The sequence below is a fragment of the Cellvibrio sp. GW822-FHT04B05 genome, from assembly GCF_058800985.1.
In genome coordinates this window covers 243,814-263,028 of record NZ_JBXAMU010000001.1, presented here as the reverse complement: position 1 = coordinate 263,028, position 19,215 = coordinate 243,814, and the positions used below count along the sequence as shown (strand labels likewise).

Below are 19,215 nucleotides of genomic sequence, written 5' to 3'. Positions count from 1 at the left end.
CGAACCGCAACATGTCCATATATCCGCCTGCACCCTAACCTGATTCAAAGCTCCATTTGGCTTTTGGTTGGCGCGGCGAGATGGTCATGTTGGGCGAGATCGTCATGTTGGGCGAGATGGTCATGTTGCGGTTCGTTCCTCACCAGCAACCTACGATAGATTTCATATGAATATTGCAGAACCCTTTATCAAACGCCCCGTTGCCTCCAGTCTATTAGCAATCGGTATCGTCCTGCTCGGGCTGCTGGCTTGGCGCATGCTGCCGGTTGCGCCATTGCCGCAGGTGGATTTCCCGTCAGTGCAAATATTTGCCGGTTTGCCCGGCGCCAGTCCGGAAAGTATGGCGGCGACAGTCGCGACGCCACTGGAGCGCGCACTCGGCAGTATTCCCGGTGTAACCGCGATCAACTCCAACTCCACCCAAGGTTCAACCTTTATCTGGGTGGAATTCACTCTTGACCGCGATCTGGACTCTGCCGCGCGCGATGTGCAGGCTGCGCTCAATGCCGCACGCGGCCAATTACCCGCCGGTATGCCGGGCAACCCAGGCTATCGCAAAATCAGCCCATCGCAGGCACCGATTATGGCGCTTGCACTTAGCTCGCCCAACCTGTCACCAAGTGCGCTTTACGATGCTGCATCCACCATACTCGCGCAAAAACTGGCGCAGATTAAAGGCGTCGGCCAAATTGGTATTGACGGAGCATCACTGCCCGCTGTGCGTATCCAACTTAACCCCAATGCACTCGCCAATTACGGCATAGCGCTTGATGAAGTGCGCAACGCCATCAGCAATGCCAACGTGTTGCGTCCACTCGGCATGTTGGAAGAAGACGATATCCGCTGGCAGGTGCGCACCAGCGAAACCCTGCGCAGTGCCAAGGATTACCAGACCCTGGTAATCCGCTACGGTGAAGGCGGCGGCGTCGTGCGCCTGCAAGATATTGCGACCGTCAGCGATTCAGTCGAGAACCGCTACACTGATGGTTTCCACAACCAAAGCTCGGCCGTTACGCTAACGGTAAGTCGCCAGACGGGCGCCAATATCGTTGAAACCATTGATGCGATCAACGCCCAGCTTCCCGCCCTGCGCGCATTGATGCCCGCCGACACCCAGCTCAAAGTAGTGATGGATCGCTCTCCCGGCATTCGCGCCACTCTCAATGAGGCACAAATCACTTTGATGTTATCGGTATTATTGGTCGTCGGTGTCGTCTGGGTATTCCTCGGCAGCGCGCGTACCGCACTTATCCCGAGCCTCGCCATTCCGGTGGCAATCATCGGTGCCTTTGCGGTGATGTATCTCTACGGATTCTCGCTCAATAACCTGTCGCTCATGGCCTTGATCGTCGCGGCAGGATTGGTGGTGGATGATGCGATAGTTGTGCTGGAAAATATCAAACGCCATATCGAGCGAGGCGTTCCCCCCTTCAAAGCGGCGATAGAAGGTACGCGCGAGGTAGGCTTTACGCTGTTGGCGATGAATATCACCCTGGTGGTGGTGTTCGTATCCATTTTGCTGATGGGTGGTGTGGTGGAAAAACTGTTCCGTGAATTCTCCATCACCCTCGCTGCCGCCATGATCATTTCCCTCGCGGTATCGCTCAGCCTCACTCCCGCGCTCTGCGCCCAATTGCTGAAATCCGAACCGAAAAAGGAACGCAAACCCGGTATTTTTGATGACATCAAACAAGCCTATTCTATCGCCCTCGGCTGGGCGCTGAACCACAGCCGAATTGTGCTACTGATACTCGCCGCAGTAATCGGCTTGAATATCTACCTCTACATCGCCATCCCCAAAACCATGTTGCCCCAACAGGATACCGGCCAGATGACCGGTTTTATCCGCGGCGATGACAGTTTCTCGTTCCAGGTTATGCAACCCAAAATCCAGCAATTCCGCCAACTATTGCTGGCCGATCCGGCGATTGAAGATGTATTCGGCGCAAGCGGCGGCGGCAACGGCGTGAGCAATGCGTGGATGCGCATCAGCCTCAAACCAATGGCCGAGCGCGGTATATCGGTCGACCAGGTAGTCGACCGCTTGCGCCGCAATATGCCCAGCATTCCCGGCGCTATTTTGATGATCAACTCCGACCAGGATATCCGCCTCAGTTCGCCCTTTAGCCGCAGCGAACAGGAATTAATGTTGCTCGCCGACGATCTGAAATTGCTGCACAACTGGGCCGCCAGGATCACCACCGCAATGGAAAAAATGCCCGAACTGACTGAAGTCGACGGAGTGAAAGAAGAAGGCACCCAACAAGTTGTGCTCACCATCGATCGCGAAGCCGCGCAGCGCCTGGGTGTGAATATGAGCATCGTCGCGAGCATGCTCAACAATTCATTCTCGCAGCGCCAGGTCTCCACCCTGTACGACGAGATGAACCAATATCGCGTAGTAATGGAACTGGAACCAGGCTACACGGCTACGCCTGCCGTACTGGATCAACTGCAAGTGATTACCGGTGATGGCAACCGCGTCCCGCTCTCGACCTTTTCAAGCGTTGACTACGGCCTCGCCGAAGACCGGGTGCGCCACAGCAACCAGTTTGCCTCGGAAAGTATCGGTTATGGCGTTGCTGAACATTACACCGATGAACAAGCGCGCACTGCAATCGAAAACAAAATCGCCGAACTGATGGTACCGAAGGAGGTTTACCTTGCCCCTGCCGGTAGCAGTCGTCCCGGCTGGGGCCCAAGCACACCAGGCATGGCGCAAGACCCCGCAGTATTAATCGCCTGCGTATTGCTTGCGGTCTATCTCATTCTTGGCATTTTGTACGAGAGCAGCATCCATCCATTGACGATCTTATCCACCCTGCCCTCCGCCGGCATCGGCGCATTGCTCGCACTGCGCTTAAGCGATACCCCCTTCAGTTTGATTGCCATGCTCGGTTTATTTTTATTGATTGGCATCGTCATGAAGAATGCGATTCTGATGATCGACTTCGCACTGGACCTTGAACGCAAAGAAGGCTTGTCATCGCGTGATTCCATCTTCCAGGCTGCCCTCCTGCGCCTACGCCCGATCATGATGACCAACCTCGCCGGCTTGCTCGGCGCACTGCCGTTAATCCTCAGCTTTAATGAAGGCTCGGAATTGCGCACCCCGCTCGGGATCACCATTATCGGCGGCCTTGCAGTAAGCCAATTGCTCACGCTGTTCACTACGCCAGTAGTGTATTTGTATATGGAGAAATTGAGGAATTGGGGGTTGGGCAAAAAGGCAGGACACGCCAAACCGGCCATGGATTAATAGTTGAAGACTGGGCAAGCTGATCACTTTTTATTAGCTGGGCAGGGAAAATAGACAGAAATGCTCCCAAAACCCTGTTACTTCGACCCAATACGTCAATTTATAACTTAACATAAATTAAAATATGATTAGCCATAAGTTGACATCTTAAATCATTATGAGTAGCTTTGACTAAACATCAATTATATTCATACCATGAAACCGCTAATCATCCACCAATATCAGCAAATTGTTGATTCAACCGCCCAACAGATAACAATTACGCCGCCACCTGAGGGTTGGTTGCGTACGGTGAGGCGGGCGCTGGGCATGTCCGGTGCGCAATTAGCACGGAGGATGGGCCTAACTCGCTCTCAAATTTCCCAGTCTGAAAAAAACGAACTCTCGGGCGCTATCAGCCTGAAAACCCTGCAAACCATGGCCGAGGCAATGAATTGCCGCGTTGTCTATGCATTGGTGCCCAATGGCACAACTAAAGAACTCGTCGCGAATCAAGCGCAAAAAAAAGCCGAACAACTTGTACGTCATACCCATATCCATATGGCACTTGAAAACCAGTCACTAAGCCCGGAACAATTGCGTATTGAAGAACAGCGAATCAAATATGAATTGATTCGAGAAATGCCCAACGATTTATGGAACGATAACTAACAGCATCAATTAACAATAAATACAGGTGCTAATAAGCACATCTGTTAACGAAAAATCAGGGAGATTATTTTATGGAAAGCATGCACTATCCCACTGGCGCAACACTACTCGATCCCGACGAAATTCGCGGCCTGAAATTCAAACATATCATTACCCGCAACCAACTCGATCAACTTGAACAAGCCAATATCCAAAACGGTTTGCGCTGGTTGGCGCGCCGTAAACACAGTGATATTTTGCATGAGGGTTTTGTGCGGGAATTGCATAAAAAATTATTTGGTGACGTCTGGTCATGGGCGGGCAGTTTTCGTACCATCGAGAAAAATATCGGAGTAGACCCTCGGCACATTTCCATACAACTGCGTCTGTTATTGGATGACACTCGCTACTGGGTTGAACATCAAACTTACGGTTCTTACGAAATTGCTGCGCGCTTGCATCACCGACTGGTATATATCCATCTTTTTCCCAACGGCAATGGACGACATGCCCGGATTATGGCAGACACCTTATTAACCAATATATTGAACGAATTGCCCATCGACTGGACTGGCGGCGAAGATCTGCAATCCATGAATGAACGGCGACGCACCTATGTTCACGCCTTACGCACTGCCGATATGGGCAACTATAAAAATCTATTGGCATTTATTGGCGAAACTCCAAAAGATTAAACAGAGTTAACAAATTTTTACCACCAACCACAAACTGATATAACGATAAGATCGGCAAAAATATACTAAAATCCCAAACATTGTCCGCCTCACAATATTAACAAGCGGAGCATGCATATCCTGACATCAGCTCGCAACAGACGGGCGAAAACTTCGACACTACAATAATCTCCGACGACAAGAGAACATCACCATGAAATTATTAATTACATGCAGGTTTTTCGCCTCCATCTTGTTTGTATTTTGTCTGGCAATTTCGCAATTCTCACTCGCAGCCGAATTACCTTTACAAGCCTACACTCGCGATGCCACTTCCCTAAACGGCGAATGGAAAATTATCGTCGACCCGTACGAAAACGGTTACTACAACTATCGCTACGAACCGTTCGACCAGCAGGAAACACCCTCGGTCAATGCGTTTTTTACTGATTCAAAACCCAAGACACCTTCCGATTTAATCGAATACGATTTTGATAAAGCCGACACCTTACAAGTTCCCGGCGATTGGAATACGCAGAAAGAAAAGCTTTACTATTACGAAGGCAGTGTCTGGTATCGCAAAAAATTTGATGCCCCTGCGGCAAAAAAATCAGATCGCCAATTTATTTACTTCGGCGCAGTTAACTATCGCGCTGATGTTTATCTGAATGGCAAAAAACTCGGCGTACATGTCGGCGGCTTTACCCCGTTCCATTACGAAGTGACCGGCAAATTAACAGCCAAAAACAACTCACTCATTATTAAAGTGGATAACAAACGCCATGCCGATGCTGTCCCGACACTGAACACCGACTGGTGGAATTACGGTGGTATTACCCGCGACGTAAAATTGTTTAGTGTACCGCATACGTTTATTCGCGATTATAAAATTGCGCTCAGTTCAGTGGAACAAAAAACGGTCAGCGGCTCGGTATTATTAGATGGCGCTAAAGGCGGTGAAAAAATCCAGCTGCGCCTGCCCGAATTAAAAATCCGGCAAACACTGACCGCCGATAAAAATGGTCACGCAAATTTCTCCTTTAATGTTCCCGACGCACAACTCTGGTCACCGGAAACACCAAAACTGTACGCCGTACACATCAGCAGCGGCAGCGACAAATTCACCGACACTATCGGTTTACGTAGTATCACTACCAAAGGCAAACAATTGTTGCTCAATGGCAAACCTCTCTTCCTGCGCGGTATTTCAGTGCATGAGGAATATTCTGCTGATGGTGGCGGCCGTGTGAGCAATGCAAGAGAAGCGCAAACACTGCTGGGTTGGGCAAAAGACTTGAACGCAAACTTTGTTCGCCTCGCCCACTATCCGCACAACGAAGACATGGTGCGCCTCGCCGATCAAATGGGCTTGCTGGTCTGGTCAGAAATTCCAGTGTACTGGACAATCAATTGGAAAAATGAAACGACTTATCAAAATGCAGAAGCACAATTGGCAGCAATGATTGAACGCGATAAAAATCGTGCAGCGGTAATTATCTGGTCTCTCGCCAATGAAACACCGGTATCGGCTGTGCGCAACCAATTCCTTGCGCGCCTCGCAAAAAAAGCGCGCGCGTTAGATAACACTCGCCTGCTCAGTGCCGCGATGGAAAAACATTACCGCAGCGACAATGAAAACATTGCCGTGGTGGAAGATCCGCTTGCCGATATAGTCGACATGGTAAGCTTTAACCAATACATCGGTTGGTATGATGGCCTGCCAGAAAAAGCAGACCGCGTAACCTGGGAGATCAAGTACAACAAACCGGTATTTGTCAGCGAATTTGGTGGCAGCGCAAAACAAGGATTCCACGGTGACGTGAACCAGATTTTCACCGAAGAATTCCAGGAAAACCTCTACCGCAAAACATTGGGAATGGTTGATAAAATTGACGGCTTTGTCGGCACATCACCCTGGATTCTCGCTGACTTCCGCTCACCACGCCGCCTGCTTGATGGCATCCAGGATGATTTCAACCGCAAGGGAATTTATTCCAATAAAGGTGTAAAAAAGAAATCATTTTTTGTGCTGCAAGAATATTACAACAAGAAAGAACAGGAATCGAAAAAAAGCGAATAGTTTTCCATCGTTTGCTCCCGCCGGTCGCGGGAGCAAATTAACCATAATCCTCCACCTTTGCTTCCACCGTTTTATTACGCGCAATTACCGTCATTTACATCAGTACAAATAAACGCTATTAGCTTTCATCAAAATCAGCTTGGAGCGATTAAAAAGCCCACGCTTATCCACAAAAACCAGTATTAATCTCATTGCTGGATCATTTTGATCTATTGAGGAGCTGGAGCCGTTTACAGCTTCGACAGGTGCTATCCTCACTGCTATATTTTGCAAGCGCCCAAGTGCAGTCGCACGGGAGTTTTTTGCGGAAGGATTGAACACATATTATGTCGCCTGAATTTTCATTTGATGACTCGGAGCTCTATCGTCGTGCGCTGGAGCAATTGCAGAAGCAATCGTTACGCACCGGACCACTACCGGCACTGACGCCTGTGCAAGCTGCCGAGCGCGAACTCCAGGTGTATCGCCTTGCACTGGAATTGCAGCGCGCAGAATTGCAAGCATTGAAACAACAATCGGCGGAACTTGAAGCACTTGAGCGCGCTCAGTTGGACGAGTTGCGCAAAAGCAAACGCATTCTGGATGCATCACAATCCATCGCCAAAATCGGTGGAGTGGAAATGGATGTGCCAACACGTACCATCTATTGGACCGATGAAACCTATCGCATCCACGACACCACACCAGAAGAATATACTCCCACGCTCGACGAAGGCTTCTCAGCTTATCCAAGCGATTCACGCGAGCGAATTTCCCAAGCGTTAAAGCGCGCAATGGAAACCGGGGAAGTGTTCGATATTGAAGTAGAAAAATTTACCTTCAAAGGTCGCAAAATCGATATACGCACTACCTGTACAGCGCATATGGAAAACGGCAAGGTGGTGCGCCTCACCGGAATCTATCAGGATATTAGCGAACGCAAGCAAGCCGAGCGACGCCACCATCACCACAATCGCATATTGGAAATGTTGCTCGCCAAAGTGGCGCTCGATGAAATTTTGGCGGTTATCGCGCTGGATATTGAAACTCTGTTACCTGGAAGTTTTTGTAGCATCATGTTACTTGATAGTGATGAAAAACATTTGCATGCAGGTGCATCGCATGGCCTGCCCGATTTTTTTATGGATGCAATAGACGGGCTACCTATTGGCGAGGGCATGGGCGCTTGCGGCAGCGCGGCTTTTTTTGCACACCGCGTCATTATTAACAATGTCCACAAGCACCCCTGGACAAGTACGTTCAGCGAAATAGCCATGCGCGCCAATATTTATTCCTGCTGGTCGCAACCGGTTTTTTCGGCACAGGGAAAAGTATTGGGTACCTTTGCGCTTTATCACGCACACATTCGCAACCCCACCGATGCGGAAATCCGTTTGATTGAAAGTGAAGCGCGCCTGACATCCCTTGCGATTGAACAATCGCGCGCTGAAGTGCGCTTGCATTTGGCGGCAAGTGTTTTTACCCACGCGCGCGAGGGAATTTTAATTACCGACTCACAGGGAAATATTATCGAAACCAACGATGTCTTCAGCGAGATTACCGGCTACAGCCGCGAAGAAGTTATCGGAAAAAATCCTCGTGTATTGCAATCCGGTCGCCATACACCGGAATTCTATAATGCGCTCTGGCGCGATTTGATCAACCGAGGCGAATGGCATGGCGAGATCTGGAACAAACGCAAAAATGGTGAGCATTTTGCATCGATGATGACTATCAGCGCAGTGCAGGATATTCACGGTGTTGCACAAAATTATGTCAATTTATTTACCGACATAACACCGATCAAAGAGCACCAACGCCAGCTCGAATATATTGCACATTACGATGCATTAACCGGTTTACCCAACCGTGTATTGCTCGCCGACCGCTTGAAACAAGCCGTAGCGCACAGTCATCGCAAAGGTGATTCGGTGGCGGTGGTCTACCTCGACCTCGATGGATTTAAAGCAGTCAACGACCAACACGGCCACGATACCGGAGACCAATTGCTAGTGAACATTGCGCATCGCCTGAAAGAAGTATTGCGCGAGGGCGATACCATCGCGCGCATTGGTGGCGATGAATTTATTGTCGTGATGATAGGGTTGGAAAAACCTGCGGATTACGAAACTGTGTTGATTCGACTGCTCTCTGTTGCCGCTGAACCGGTATTACTTAACCACCAATTTTTGCAGGTATCCGCGAGCATCGGGGTAACGGTTTACCCACGGGACAATGGCGATGCCGACCAGCTCTTACGCCATGCTGATCAAGCGATGTATATCGCCAAGCAAGCGGGTAAAAATTGTTTTCACTTGTTTGATGTCGCAAAAGATATTGCCACCAAGAACCAACGCGAATCAATTGAACACATTCGCATCGCGCTCGATCGAAAAGAATTCGTGCTCTTCTATCAACCCAAAGTCAACATGCGCACCGGGCAGATTATTGGTGCCGAGGCATTGGTGCGCTGGCAACATCCGGAGCGCGGCTTGTTATCGCCCGCTGCATTCTTACCGGTTATTGAAGATCATCCACTCAGTATTGAACTGGGCGATTGGGTCATCGATGACGCATTGCGGCAAATTGCACACTGGCGCGCGCAGGGAATTAATATTCCCGTCAGCGTCAATGTCGGTGCACTGCAATTACAGCAAAGTGATTTTGCTACGCGCCTGGCAGCGCAATTAGCGCAGCACCCGGATGTACCACCTGATTTTTTAGAGCTGGAAATTGTCGAGACCAGTGCGCTGAAAGATATCGCCGAAGTAGCAGAATTAATGCGCTCCTGTCGTGCATTGGGCGTGCAATTTGCGGTCGATGATTTCGGCACCGGCTACTCATCACTTACCTACCTCAAACGACTGCCCGCTGAATTGCTAAAAATTGACCAGACATTTATCCGCGATATGCTTGATGATCCGGATGATCTTGAAATTGTGAAAGGGGTAATCGGGCTGGCCAATGCGTTCCATCGCAAGGTTATCGCTGAAGGCGTAGAGACCGTCGCCCACGGTGAATTACTTATCCCGCTCGGCTGCGAACTCGCCCAAGGCTACGGCATCGCCCGCCCCATGCCTGCAACGGATTTACCTCAATGGGCCGCTACCTGGAAGCCAGACAAAGCCTGGACAAGATTGCACCGGATTATGTAAATCCGCTCGCAGCCATTCCCTGTCCCCGACAATTCTCAGATTGTATTATTAACGATAAATCGTTAATCTTCGTTCATCTTTTGTATTTCCTGGACGATAACAACAATGGCGCTTCTCGACCGTAACTTCAATCTTTCACAACGCATGGTGCAAGAACTGGGACGCACGATTATTTGTGGTGAATTTCCGAATGACAGCCTACCTACCGAAGCAGAACTTTGTGACAAATTTGGAGTGAGCCGTAGTGCGGTACGTGAAGCCGTAAAAATGCTCTCCGCCAAAGGATTAATTTCCAGTAAACCACGGCAGGGCATCCGTATTCTGCCGGAAGACCAGTGGAATATTTTTGATCCGGATTTACTGCGCTGGATGTTGGAAAGCAAACCGTCGCTGCATGTACTGAAAGAATTTCTGCAAGTCCGCATTGCTATCGAACCCGAAGCTGCTGCACTTGCCGCGCGTTACGCCGACCAGACCAAACTGGACAGTATCGAAAAAGCGCTTGAAGGCATGCGCAAAGCGGAAGGCAACAGTAAAGAAGATCTGGAGGCGGATATCGCATTCCACGTCAGCATTCTCTATGCAAGTAACAACCGCTTTTATATTCGCCTGCGCGATTTTATTTCCACTGCGCTGCGTGTGAGTATCAGCCACACCAATCCCATTAAGGGCAACCATGAAGGTGTAGTGGAAGATCACTCAAAAGTATTCAACGCGATTAAAAATCGCAATCCCGAACGCGCCAAACAATCCATGCTCGCACTGATTGATGAAGCGTTAAATTTTATTGAAGACGAAATTGCCGCAGAAAAATAACATTTTTATTATTTTAAAAATTCAAAATAAATGGCATGCCCAGCCAGCCATGCAATAGGCCATTGAAATGTCTGAAACTATTCCTTCCACGCGCCCGGAGGGTTTGCGGGAGCGAAAACGACGCGAAACACGTCAGCGCATCGCAGAGACCGCATTACGTTTATTCCTTACCGATGGCTACGAACGCACCACACTGGATGCCATCGCCATAAAAGCCTGCATCTCACGCCGCACCTTCTTCTCATATTTCAAATCGAAAGACGACATCATCTTATTCGGATTAGCTGCCGACTGGGCTCACTTGATGGCGGAGTTGCTTAAAACATCTCCCGATGTACCACCGCTCGATGCTGTTCGGGATGTGATGGTGAAGCGCATAGCGCGCTATACAACCGAGCAGATGACCGCCATCGATAATCTCATGATGTCAAGCGAATCACTCCTTGCACGCAAGCAAATATTTTACGTGGAACAGGAGAAGGCGCTCTTCAATACCTTATGCGAAATTTGGCAGCAACCCGAGCGCCGTACGGCGCTACAGATGGTCGCCGTGGTATCAATCGGGGCACAGAGAGTTGCGCTTCAGGCATGGAGGGAACAGGCAGGCTCAACAAAGCCGGTGGCCGATTTTTTTCAGGATGCTTTCGGCAGTTTGAGATCCGAGTTTTAAAATCGTTTTCCGGCCATATTTAGATAAACTTTTAGAAAAAAGAACCAGGATTCCTTTTTCAGGACGTCCGCGTATGTCGCCAGGTCTCCATTCTCCAGGATTATTCCACAGCAGTTCTGCTTCCTTATCGGGAAGTTGAAAATGCCGCTGCTCACGTATTTGTTTTAGAGTTTGGCTCCGATAGTCGCTTAATTTGAGTTTAAATGCGAACTCTAACTATCCAGGTAGCGAGTATTAACAAAATAAAAAGGCTGACCGCTAATTTAGGTTCCCAATACTCCATGAAATAAAAGGTAACTGCGAGCCATCCAATTCCAGAAAATAAACAAAGAAGAATGATGGGCGTTTCCATAAGGAGATGTAGGTTCCGCTTCGCCAAATACAGGCCCAGAATGCCAAACGTCACCTGGCCAAGAGAGAAAGCACTATGCAATCCGTAATATAACGTTGTCTCTGTACCGGGAACGTGTTTGCCTCGTAAATGCTGTGAAACAACATCAATAATGAAATGCATAGTTCCACTAAAAGCGAGCCAACCAAAGGCCGAATAAATGAAATATTGATGCATGATCAATTACCTTTGAGTGTTGAAGCGTATTTCAGTGCAGACATACTTATGAGTTCTTCCGAGACGCTCCACAAACGCTCGCTCGCACGAATATCCATCGCCTGAGGGGGTATCATGGCTTCTGTTGGAAAGCCCCTCGTCTCACCTAATTTATCCGGACCATAGTAGCCTCCGGGTCTAGCCGATTGAGAAGTTGCTGCGAAGAGTGTTGGAAGCGCGCCTTGCGATGCAGGTTGGAACATGAACCATAATGCAGATCGTGTTATGCCGATAAAACTCCTGCGCCCGGGAGCGTTGTGCAATAGATTTGTTCGTGAAATACCAGGATGCACTGCAATGCTGGAAATTCCCCAATGGTTAATTTCACTTTTCCGTTGTAGCTCAAAAGCGAACATCAGGCAGGCAAGTTTCGATTGGCTATAGACACGCATGGGGTCGTAGTTTGCCTGGGCATTAATATCATCAAAGTTAATTTGACCATTCCGTGCCGCAATGCTTGACAGCGTTACTACTTTAGAAGCTTTTCCTTTACGGAGAAGTGGCAATACCTGCTGGGTCAATAAAAAATGCCCCAAATAATTTGTACCAAACTGCAATTCAACACCGTCCACCGTCGATTGACGCTTAGGTGGCACCATAACACCAGCATTATTGATCAGCAGGTTAAGGCTATCTCTACGCGCGTTCATCCGCTCGCCAAAATTCTTAATTGACGCAAAATTCGCGAGGTCGAGTAATTCGAAATGGAGATTGGCATCAGGGACTTTACTACGTATTGTCGCAAGTGCAGCAGCTCCCTTATCCGGGTTACGACCCGCAAGAATTACCTCACAACCCGACTTCGCCAGTGCCAATGCAGTTTCGAATCCAAGACCTCCAGTTCCGGTAACAATCGCTGAACGACCAATTTGAGAGGGTATGTCTGATGCGGTCCAGGGTGTCATAGTTAGATCCAATAAATTTACACTGAGTGCAAATATAATATTGCACTCAGTGTAAATTTACAACGAATTGGAATATGACAAAAATCACCAATAACAACTTGCCAATCTAAAGCCTCTGATTGCAGAGCATTGCGCTATTGGATCAGTCAGCGATAGGTTTCAATGTGGTTTTGTTAGGCAAGGACCTGCATCTAACGATTCGAGATGCTCTTTGACCGCCCGATTTTGTATTTCAGCTGCACATGAGTCGGACTGGGTAAGATGAAACGCATTCGCAGCTTCAAAGTTGTTGCGTCCGATATCGCGGGCAAATTCCATATGAGGGCGTTAGATTACGCTAAATCATGAATTTTTCTCATGTTTTTGTGAAATAAGATCATTTTTATTCATAAATTGATTCGGGTATAAAACACACCTGCTCTTAATTAGGCCAATCAGGCACAAAGCCAACCAGAAAATTGGCAAGTCCAGAGCACGAAATCAATTCAGGTTTTATCTCAGAATCAGGTTGCAAGATCGCAATGTATAAAGACTTTACCTTTACCATCAAAAGCATTTGTTTCGATGAAAATTATCATCCCTCAGACAATACACGCATCACTACCAACTTTGCTAATTTGGCTAGAGGAGCGAGCCGCCAAGAGAACTTGCGCAACACTTTAAGGATGATTGACAATCGTTTCAACGCATTGGCGCATTGGGATAATCCCAAAGGCGATCGCTATACTGTCGAACTTGAAATCATTTCCGTTGAGATGAACATTGATGTTGAAAACAGTAGTAATGCCCTCCCCTTGATTGAAATATTGAAACCGAATATTTTTGATCGAAAAACCAACGAGCGCATTGAGGGGATTGTAGGGAATAACTTTTCCTCTTACGTGCGGGATTATGACTTTAGTGTGCTGTTGCTGGGGCACAATAAGAATCAATCTGAATTTAGCACTCCGGATAATTTTGGGGATCTGCATGGAAAGCTATTTAAGTGTTTCGTGAATTCAAGCGCTTACCAAGATCATTTTAATAAACCGCCTGTTATATGTCTGAGTGTTTCAAGTAGCAAGCACTATCATCGGACTGAAAATCAGCACCCTGTATTGGGTGCTGAATACCAGCAAGATGAATATTCTTTAACTGATGAATATTTCAAAAAAATGGGGTTAAAGGTTCGCTATTTCATGCCACCAAATAGCGTTGCGCCTTTGGCTTTTTATTTTTCCGGCGATTTGCTTAGCGATTACACTAATCTTGAGCTTATCAGCACCATCAGTACGATGGATACCTTTCAAAAGATTTACCGACCTGAGATTTATAATGCGAATTCTGCAGCAGGAAAATCCTATCAGCCAAGCTTGAAGCATCAGGATTATTCATTAACTCGAATTGTTTATGATCGAGAAGAACGCAGCCGACTGGCTATTGAGCAGGGGAAGTTTGTTGAGGAGCACTTTATCAAACCATACCAAGCTATTCTTGAGCAATGGTCTGCTAATTACGCTCTTTAATTATCCAACTTACATAAGATCATTTACTTAGACAAGATCACTTATTATGAAAAAATTATTACCCACTTCAACTGCTGGTAGCTTGCCCAAACCCTCCTGGCTTGCACAACCTGAGACGCTTTGGTCACCCTGGAAATTGCAAGGTGAGGAATTAATTGATGGCAAACAAGATGCGTTACGCTTGTCATTGCAAGAACAACAACAAGCCGGTATTGATATTGTCAGTGACGGCGAGCAATCGCGCCAACACTTTGTCACTACGTTTATTGAACACCTCAGCGGCGTTGATTTTGAGCAGCGTGAAACCGTTAGAATTCGTGATCGCTATGATGCCAGTGTGCCGACAGTCGTTGGCGATGTGTCTCGCCAAAAGCCGGTTTTTGTTGAAGACGCCAAATTTTTACGTCAACAAACAAAGCAACCCATTAAATGGGCTTTGCCTGGGCCCATGACTATGATTGATACGCTCTATGATAGCCACTATAAAAGTCGCGAAAAACTGGCTTGGGAATTCGCCAAAATTCTCAACCAGGAAGCCAAAGAATTAGAGGCTGCCGGTGTTGATATTATCCAATTTGATGAGCCCGCATTTAATGTGTTTTTTGATGAGGTAAATGATTGGGGGATTGCTACTTTAGAAAAAGCAATTGAAGGGCTTAAATGTGAAACTGCTGTACATATTTGTTATGGTTATGGCATCAAAGCCAATACAGATTGGAAAAAAACCCTGGGTTCTGAGTGGAGACAATATGAAGAAATTTTTCCCAAGCTGCAAAAATCCACTATCGATATAATCTCACTGGAATGTCACAACTCTCATGTTCCAATGGATCTTCTTGAACTCATTCGCGGTAAAAAAGTAATGGTAGGGGCCATTGACGTGGCAACCAATACCATTGAGACGCCAGAGGAAGTTGCCAATACTTTACGAAAAGCACTTCAGTTTGTAGATGCCGATAAACTTTATCCTTGTACCAACTGTGGCATGACGCCCCTATCTCGTCGAGTAGCAAGAGGCAAGCTAAATGCTTTAAGTGCGGGGGCGGAAATTGTCCGAAGAGAACTATCGGCCTAGTACTAACCGATATAATGATGCGCCGTAGGCTTACCTTCTTCGGTTCACTGTCTTTGCCCATGCAAAAAAACAAAAAGCCAACATTGCGTAAACAATGTTGGCTTTTTTCGCTTTAATCACCACACCTATTTAGTTCAACAGCGGCGTAGTCCAATCCACCCATTCGTTCAAACTGCTCGTCGCTTTTGAATACGCATTTAAACCACCCGTTGTAGCCGATTCCTTTTTCAGGAAACGTCTAATGTTGGCTTGCAACTGCGCTTTATGTTCCGGACGAACCTCACAGTGGGAGCCACTGGCCACATTGGAATGGTAAGTGATCGAACTGGTTGCACCCAGCGCTTTATAAACTTCGGCGCCCGCTAATGCAGCAGCGTGCGCTGATTTTGGCCCGAGGTTGGCGATGTGCGGGTTGTCCATAATGTACAGTCCGCGCGGAGCAACCAGCGCAACGATTTGATGCGTGTCTACCGGCAATCTTTTCGTATCAGCCGTGTAATTGTTGAATGCATCACCCAACCAATAGGTTTCACCATAAGCACTGCCTGGGCTTTGTGCACCTTCGCCTGGAATACCGCGCCAGATAGGTACGCCACCGCTACCGGATTCGAACGGGATTGTTAAGGCGATGCGTTGATCCAGCGCGCCGATTGCGAAAGCGCCTTTACCGAAGCGTGAGCAACCTGTTACACCGATTGCATCGGGCTTCAATATTGTTGCGCCGGATTGTTCCAGTACGTCGATGATACGGCTCACGCCCCAACCCCATGCGGCCAATAATCCTGTTGTACTTCTGTTGCCGTAAATCGTGTAGAAGGCGCCGGTTTTATTGGTGCGACTTCCTGACTCGGCACCGACAGCATAGGGATCGTAGGTAATGATGGCTGCACCTTCCGCTTTGATAGTTGCTGTGTCGCCACCAAAACCACCCAGCACTACCACCGCCGGTACTGCGCCGCTTGTATTCGCTGGCATTTCTACCCTGGCAGTAAAGCTGGCCGTTTTACCTTGATGCTCAACGTTTACGGTAATTTGGGTGCGGCTTACAGTCCCTGTTACCTTTTCAGGTTTTGGTGGTTTTGTACCATAGATAGATGCTTCAACTTGCTTCAAAATTTCCTGCCGTTGGCAACGCCATTCTGATTTGGAAGTGATGCGCGCACCGTTATATTTTTTAAACGGATCAGGAAGTTTCGCATTGCTGGTTGCAGCAGGCGCTGTACCCAATACGCAATCAGCACCTTCATTTTCCTTGCTGGCAGAACCGGGATCTACTGGTGGAGGCTCAACAAATTTTCCACCAGTTGAAGAGTAAATTGCAAAACCGGCCAGAGTCGCATTATCCACCAGTGTTTCCAGATTAATGTTCAATTTGCCATCGGTAACCTGCACATTATTCACGGTATAAGTGTAAGCGGCATCGGCGCCGATCAACGAATACAGATCGACCTGAGACATTTCACGCTTACCTTCAACCGATACATTGAACGAACGTTTGCCAACAGTTGTATGGTAAATCTCAGCAAAATGTAACTCGATGGTGTAAGTCGAATTAGTTACAGGGATTTCATAACCGAAAGTGCCGTAGAGTTCGCTTTGGAACAACGCATCTTCTGCAACATTGCTGATATTGTCGGTGGTGCTATTCGCTGTGCCGCCGGTATTAAAGCGGTCAGCCTGGTACTCAACACCGTTGTAATTCACTTTACCGCCGCCAGAATTAATCGCTAATACCAACTCAGACGTATTTGAAACACTGGAACTTGAGCTGGATGAACGCAATGAACTTGAAGATAAGCGCGAACTGCTGCTGGAAATAATAGCAATCGAGCTGGGAGCGACTGAACTGGGTGCAACCGAACTCCTTGGTATTGAGCTGGGAGCAACGCTGGAGGAGATCGCCGACGACACAGTGCCGCCACTACATACCGTACCATTTATCGTTGGACGTTCAGCGGTAGCACCATTTTTATTACCCTGAAAGCCAAATGACACCGATTGACCCGCAGCGATGCTGCCATTCCATCCCAAATTAGTTGCGGTGTAAGGATTGGAACCGGAGAGGTTTGCATTCCAGGAGCTGGTTATCCGATTGGCGGAATAACTCCAATTGATGCTCCAATTATTGACCGCTGCTCCCGTATCATTTTTGATGGTGATGCTGGCAACAAAACCCGTGTTCCACTCGTTATCAATGGTATAGGTACAAGCGGCAGATGCCCCTTGCGCTGCCATTGCCAACAAAGCCGCCGCAGTAACCAAACGACGAGTTCGTTTAAATACCTGGGTAATGTGATCAGGAAAAATTTTTAATTTATGCATTATCTTAATCTCCGATAAGAGTAACGATGGAGTAGTAGAAAGTTTTTCAGCCAATTAGGTGTTGGTATAACGCTGAACATCAGATGTGAGGATTTGAGCAAAACCAACATTATTGTTATGCAGCTAGCGTACCCGCAATTAAGGGGTGGAGAGGCGAGGAAGATATACAGGTTTAACCTGAAATATTTTCATTTTTCGCACAACCTCTTATCAAGATGCGAAAAATGAAAGTTATGGTGCGAAAAGTTACAGAGAATTTAGTAACCGAGGCCACGGAAAGAAAGATATTCCTATAAAATATTTTTTGCCAATAAAATTACAGCAAATCTCTTTATTACGGCAGGTCGCCTTATTAAAACGGATTTCTTTATTAAAGCGGATCTTTTGACTGATATAAGGTTTTGAAGGTTTTTGGCGCGCACCCGTACTCTTGTTTGAACAATTTATTAAAGTAAGGCACGTTGTTATACCCCACAGCGTAAGCGATTTCAGAGACGTTAACATGGGTGCTCTCTGTTAACAGCCTTGCGGCTTCCGTCAGGCGCAACTTGTTTAAATAAGCAGTGAACGTCAGGCCAAGCTCTTCTTTTAAAATGTCATTAATTTTATTGCGATTAATATTGAGTGACGAAATTGCTGCATCAAGACTTAAATCATGATTGGTATATTCCGTCGCCATATAACGCAAAAGCGCATCTTTTTCCTTATCCTTTTGCGGCTCAATAAATAGCTTTTTGTAGGCCATCAGCGGTTGGTCGTCCTTAATCCGCGCTCTGATTTCCAGTGTCAATACCCGCGCATAACGGCGCAATTGCCATACAAAAAATAGCATCCATAAACCCACACTAATAACACTGGCCCCATAAATATAGCGAGGCTCAGAACCCGATAACTGGATGTCGGTTAGTTTTACATTGGAAGGGGTGTTAACAGGGCTTTGCAAGGAATTAACCCAGGCAAACCCCATGGTTTTATGTAGCGGATAACCTTTCTCACTGTAATCAAAGCCGTATTTACCTAACCACCACTGCGGAGTCTCCAGACCATCGAGCGCTATAGTGACCTTAGTCCAGCTCTGGGTGCAGGTGAAAGCGGTTGAAGATACCCGGCGGGTGACCAGATTTTTTAGATCAGTAACCTTGTCATCAAAGCTGAACACCGTAAATAACAGCACATTTTTAGGATCGCAGATAATGTTGAAAGACACTGCTTTATAGGGTGTCAGATCGACCTGGAGCGAGGAGTGGATGGCATCGACAAAATAGAGGGAATAATGGGTATAAGGAAATTGTTGTTCAGAATCAAGAACAAAATCATACTCTATATTGCCGACCTCATTTCTTAGCAGTAATTGTGTTTTCCCTTTTGGTTGTTCAGGCTCTATCGCCGTTTTCCACACTAAAGCCTGATCGCGGCCCGGAAATAATGACACCGTCAGATGGGATTTTTTATATCCGATATAAAAAAAGAACGTCGTCAAGACCATCATCACTAATGATCCAATGGCAACATTCCGGTAAAACTTTATCATTGATTAA

Annotated in this window: 13 protein-coding genes; 9 read left to right on the top strand and 4 right to left on the bottom strand. The window is 47.4% G+C overall.

What is annotated here, in order from left to right:
* Window positions 1-166: 166 nt before the first annotated feature.
* The 7 genes from AC1RJL_RS01050 (at window position 167) to AC1RJL_RS01020 (ending at window position 11,263) form a co-directional block, all read left to right on the top strand.
* Window positions 167-3,259: an efflux RND transporter permease subunit gene (locus AC1RJL_RS01050; protein ID WP_492910887.1), complete on the top strand. Its 3,093-nt coding sequence runs from the start codon at window positions 167-169 to the stop codon at window positions 3,257-3,259.
* A gap of 195 nt (window positions 3,260-3,454) precedes the next feature.
* Window positions 3,455-3,910 (top strand): mobile mystery protein A, encoded by a 456-nt coding sequence (locus AC1RJL_RS01045; protein ID WP_492910886.1) that lies wholly within the window; start codon window positions 3,455-3,457, stop codon window positions 3,908-3,910.
* A gap of 71 nt (window positions 3,911-3,981) precedes the next feature.
* Window positions 3,982-4,584, top strand: coding sequence for a mobile mystery protein B (locus AC1RJL_RS01040; protein ID WP_492910885.1), 603 nt, complete (start codon window positions 3,982-3,984; stop codon window positions 4,582-4,584).
* Window positions 4,585-4,777: 193 nt separating this feature from the next.
* Entirely contained in the window at window positions 4,778-6,643 is a 1,866-nt protein-coding gene (locus tag AC1RJL_RS01035) for a glycoside hydrolase family 2 protein (RefSeq protein ID WP_492910884.1), read from the top strand.
* Window positions 6,644-6,969: 326 nt separating this feature from the next.
* Entirely contained in the window at window positions 6,970-9,777 is a 2,808-nt protein-coding gene (locus AC1RJL_RS01030) for an EAL domain-containing protein (protein ID WP_492910883.1), read from the top strand.
* 105 nt (window positions 9,778-9,882) lie between these two features.
* The gene (locus tag AC1RJL_RS01025) at window positions 9,883-10,593 is read left to right on the top strand and encodes a FadR/GntR family transcriptional regulator (RefSeq protein ID WP_492910882.1); all 711 of its coding nucleotides are present in this window, start codon (window positions 9,883-9,885) and stop codon (window positions 10,591-10,593) included.
* 67 nt (window positions 10,594-10,660) lie between these two features.
* The gene (locus tag AC1RJL_RS01020) at window positions 10,661-11,263 is read left to right on the top strand and encodes a TetR/AcrR family transcriptional regulator (RefSeq protein ID WP_492910881.1); all 603 of its coding nucleotides are present in this window, start codon (window positions 10,661-10,663) and stop codon (window positions 11,261-11,263) included.
* A gap of 199 nt (window positions 11,264-11,462) precedes the next feature.
* On the opposite strand, the gene AC1RJL_RS01015 is transcribed toward AC1RJL_RS01020, so the two are convergent.
* Together AC1RJL_RS01015 and AC1RJL_RS01010 are read right to left on the bottom strand one after the other, a co-directional pair.
* Entirely contained in the window at window positions 11,463-11,831 is a 369-nt protein-coding gene (locus AC1RJL_RS01015; RefSeq protein ID WP_492910880.1) for a hypothetical protein, read from the bottom strand.
* 2 nt (window positions 11,832-11,833) lie between these two features.
* A complete protein-coding gene (locus tag AC1RJL_RS01010) occupies window positions 11,834-12,775 on the bottom strand; it encodes an SDR family oxidoreductase (protein WP_492910879.1) in 942 nt (313 codons plus the stop codon).
* A 521-nt stretch (window positions 12,776-13,296) separates the two neighbouring features.
* Between AC1RJL_RS01010 and AC1RJL_RS01005 the strand changes: the two genes are divergently transcribed.
* Entirely contained in the window at window positions 13,297-14,280 is a 984-nt protein-coding gene (locus AC1RJL_RS01005) for a DUF1852 domain-containing protein (RefSeq protein ID WP_492910878.1), read from the top strand.
* Window positions 14,281-14,326: 46 nt separating this feature from the next.
* Window positions 14,327-15,355, top strand: coding sequence for a methionine synthase (locus AC1RJL_RS01000; protein WP_492910877.1), 1,029 nt, complete (start codon window positions 14,327-14,329; stop codon window positions 15,353-15,355).
* 129 nt (window positions 15,356-15,484) lie between these two features.
* On the opposite strand, the gene AC1RJL_RS00995 is transcribed toward AC1RJL_RS01000, so the two are convergent.
* Window positions 15,485-17,677: a glucuronyl esterase domain-containing protein gene (locus AC1RJL_RS00995; RefSeq protein ID WP_492910876.1), complete on the bottom strand. Its 2,193-nt coding sequence runs from the start codon at window positions 17,675-17,677 to the stop codon at window positions 15,485-15,487.
* Window positions 17,678-18,047: 370 nt separating this feature from the next.
* Window positions 18,048-19,208, bottom strand: a complete 1,161-nt coding sequence (locus tag AC1RJL_RS00990; RefSeq protein WP_492910875.1) for a helix-turn-helix domain-containing protein — start codon at window positions 19,206-19,208, stop codon at window positions 18,048-18,050.
* Window positions 19,209-19,215 lie beyond the last annotated feature (7 nt).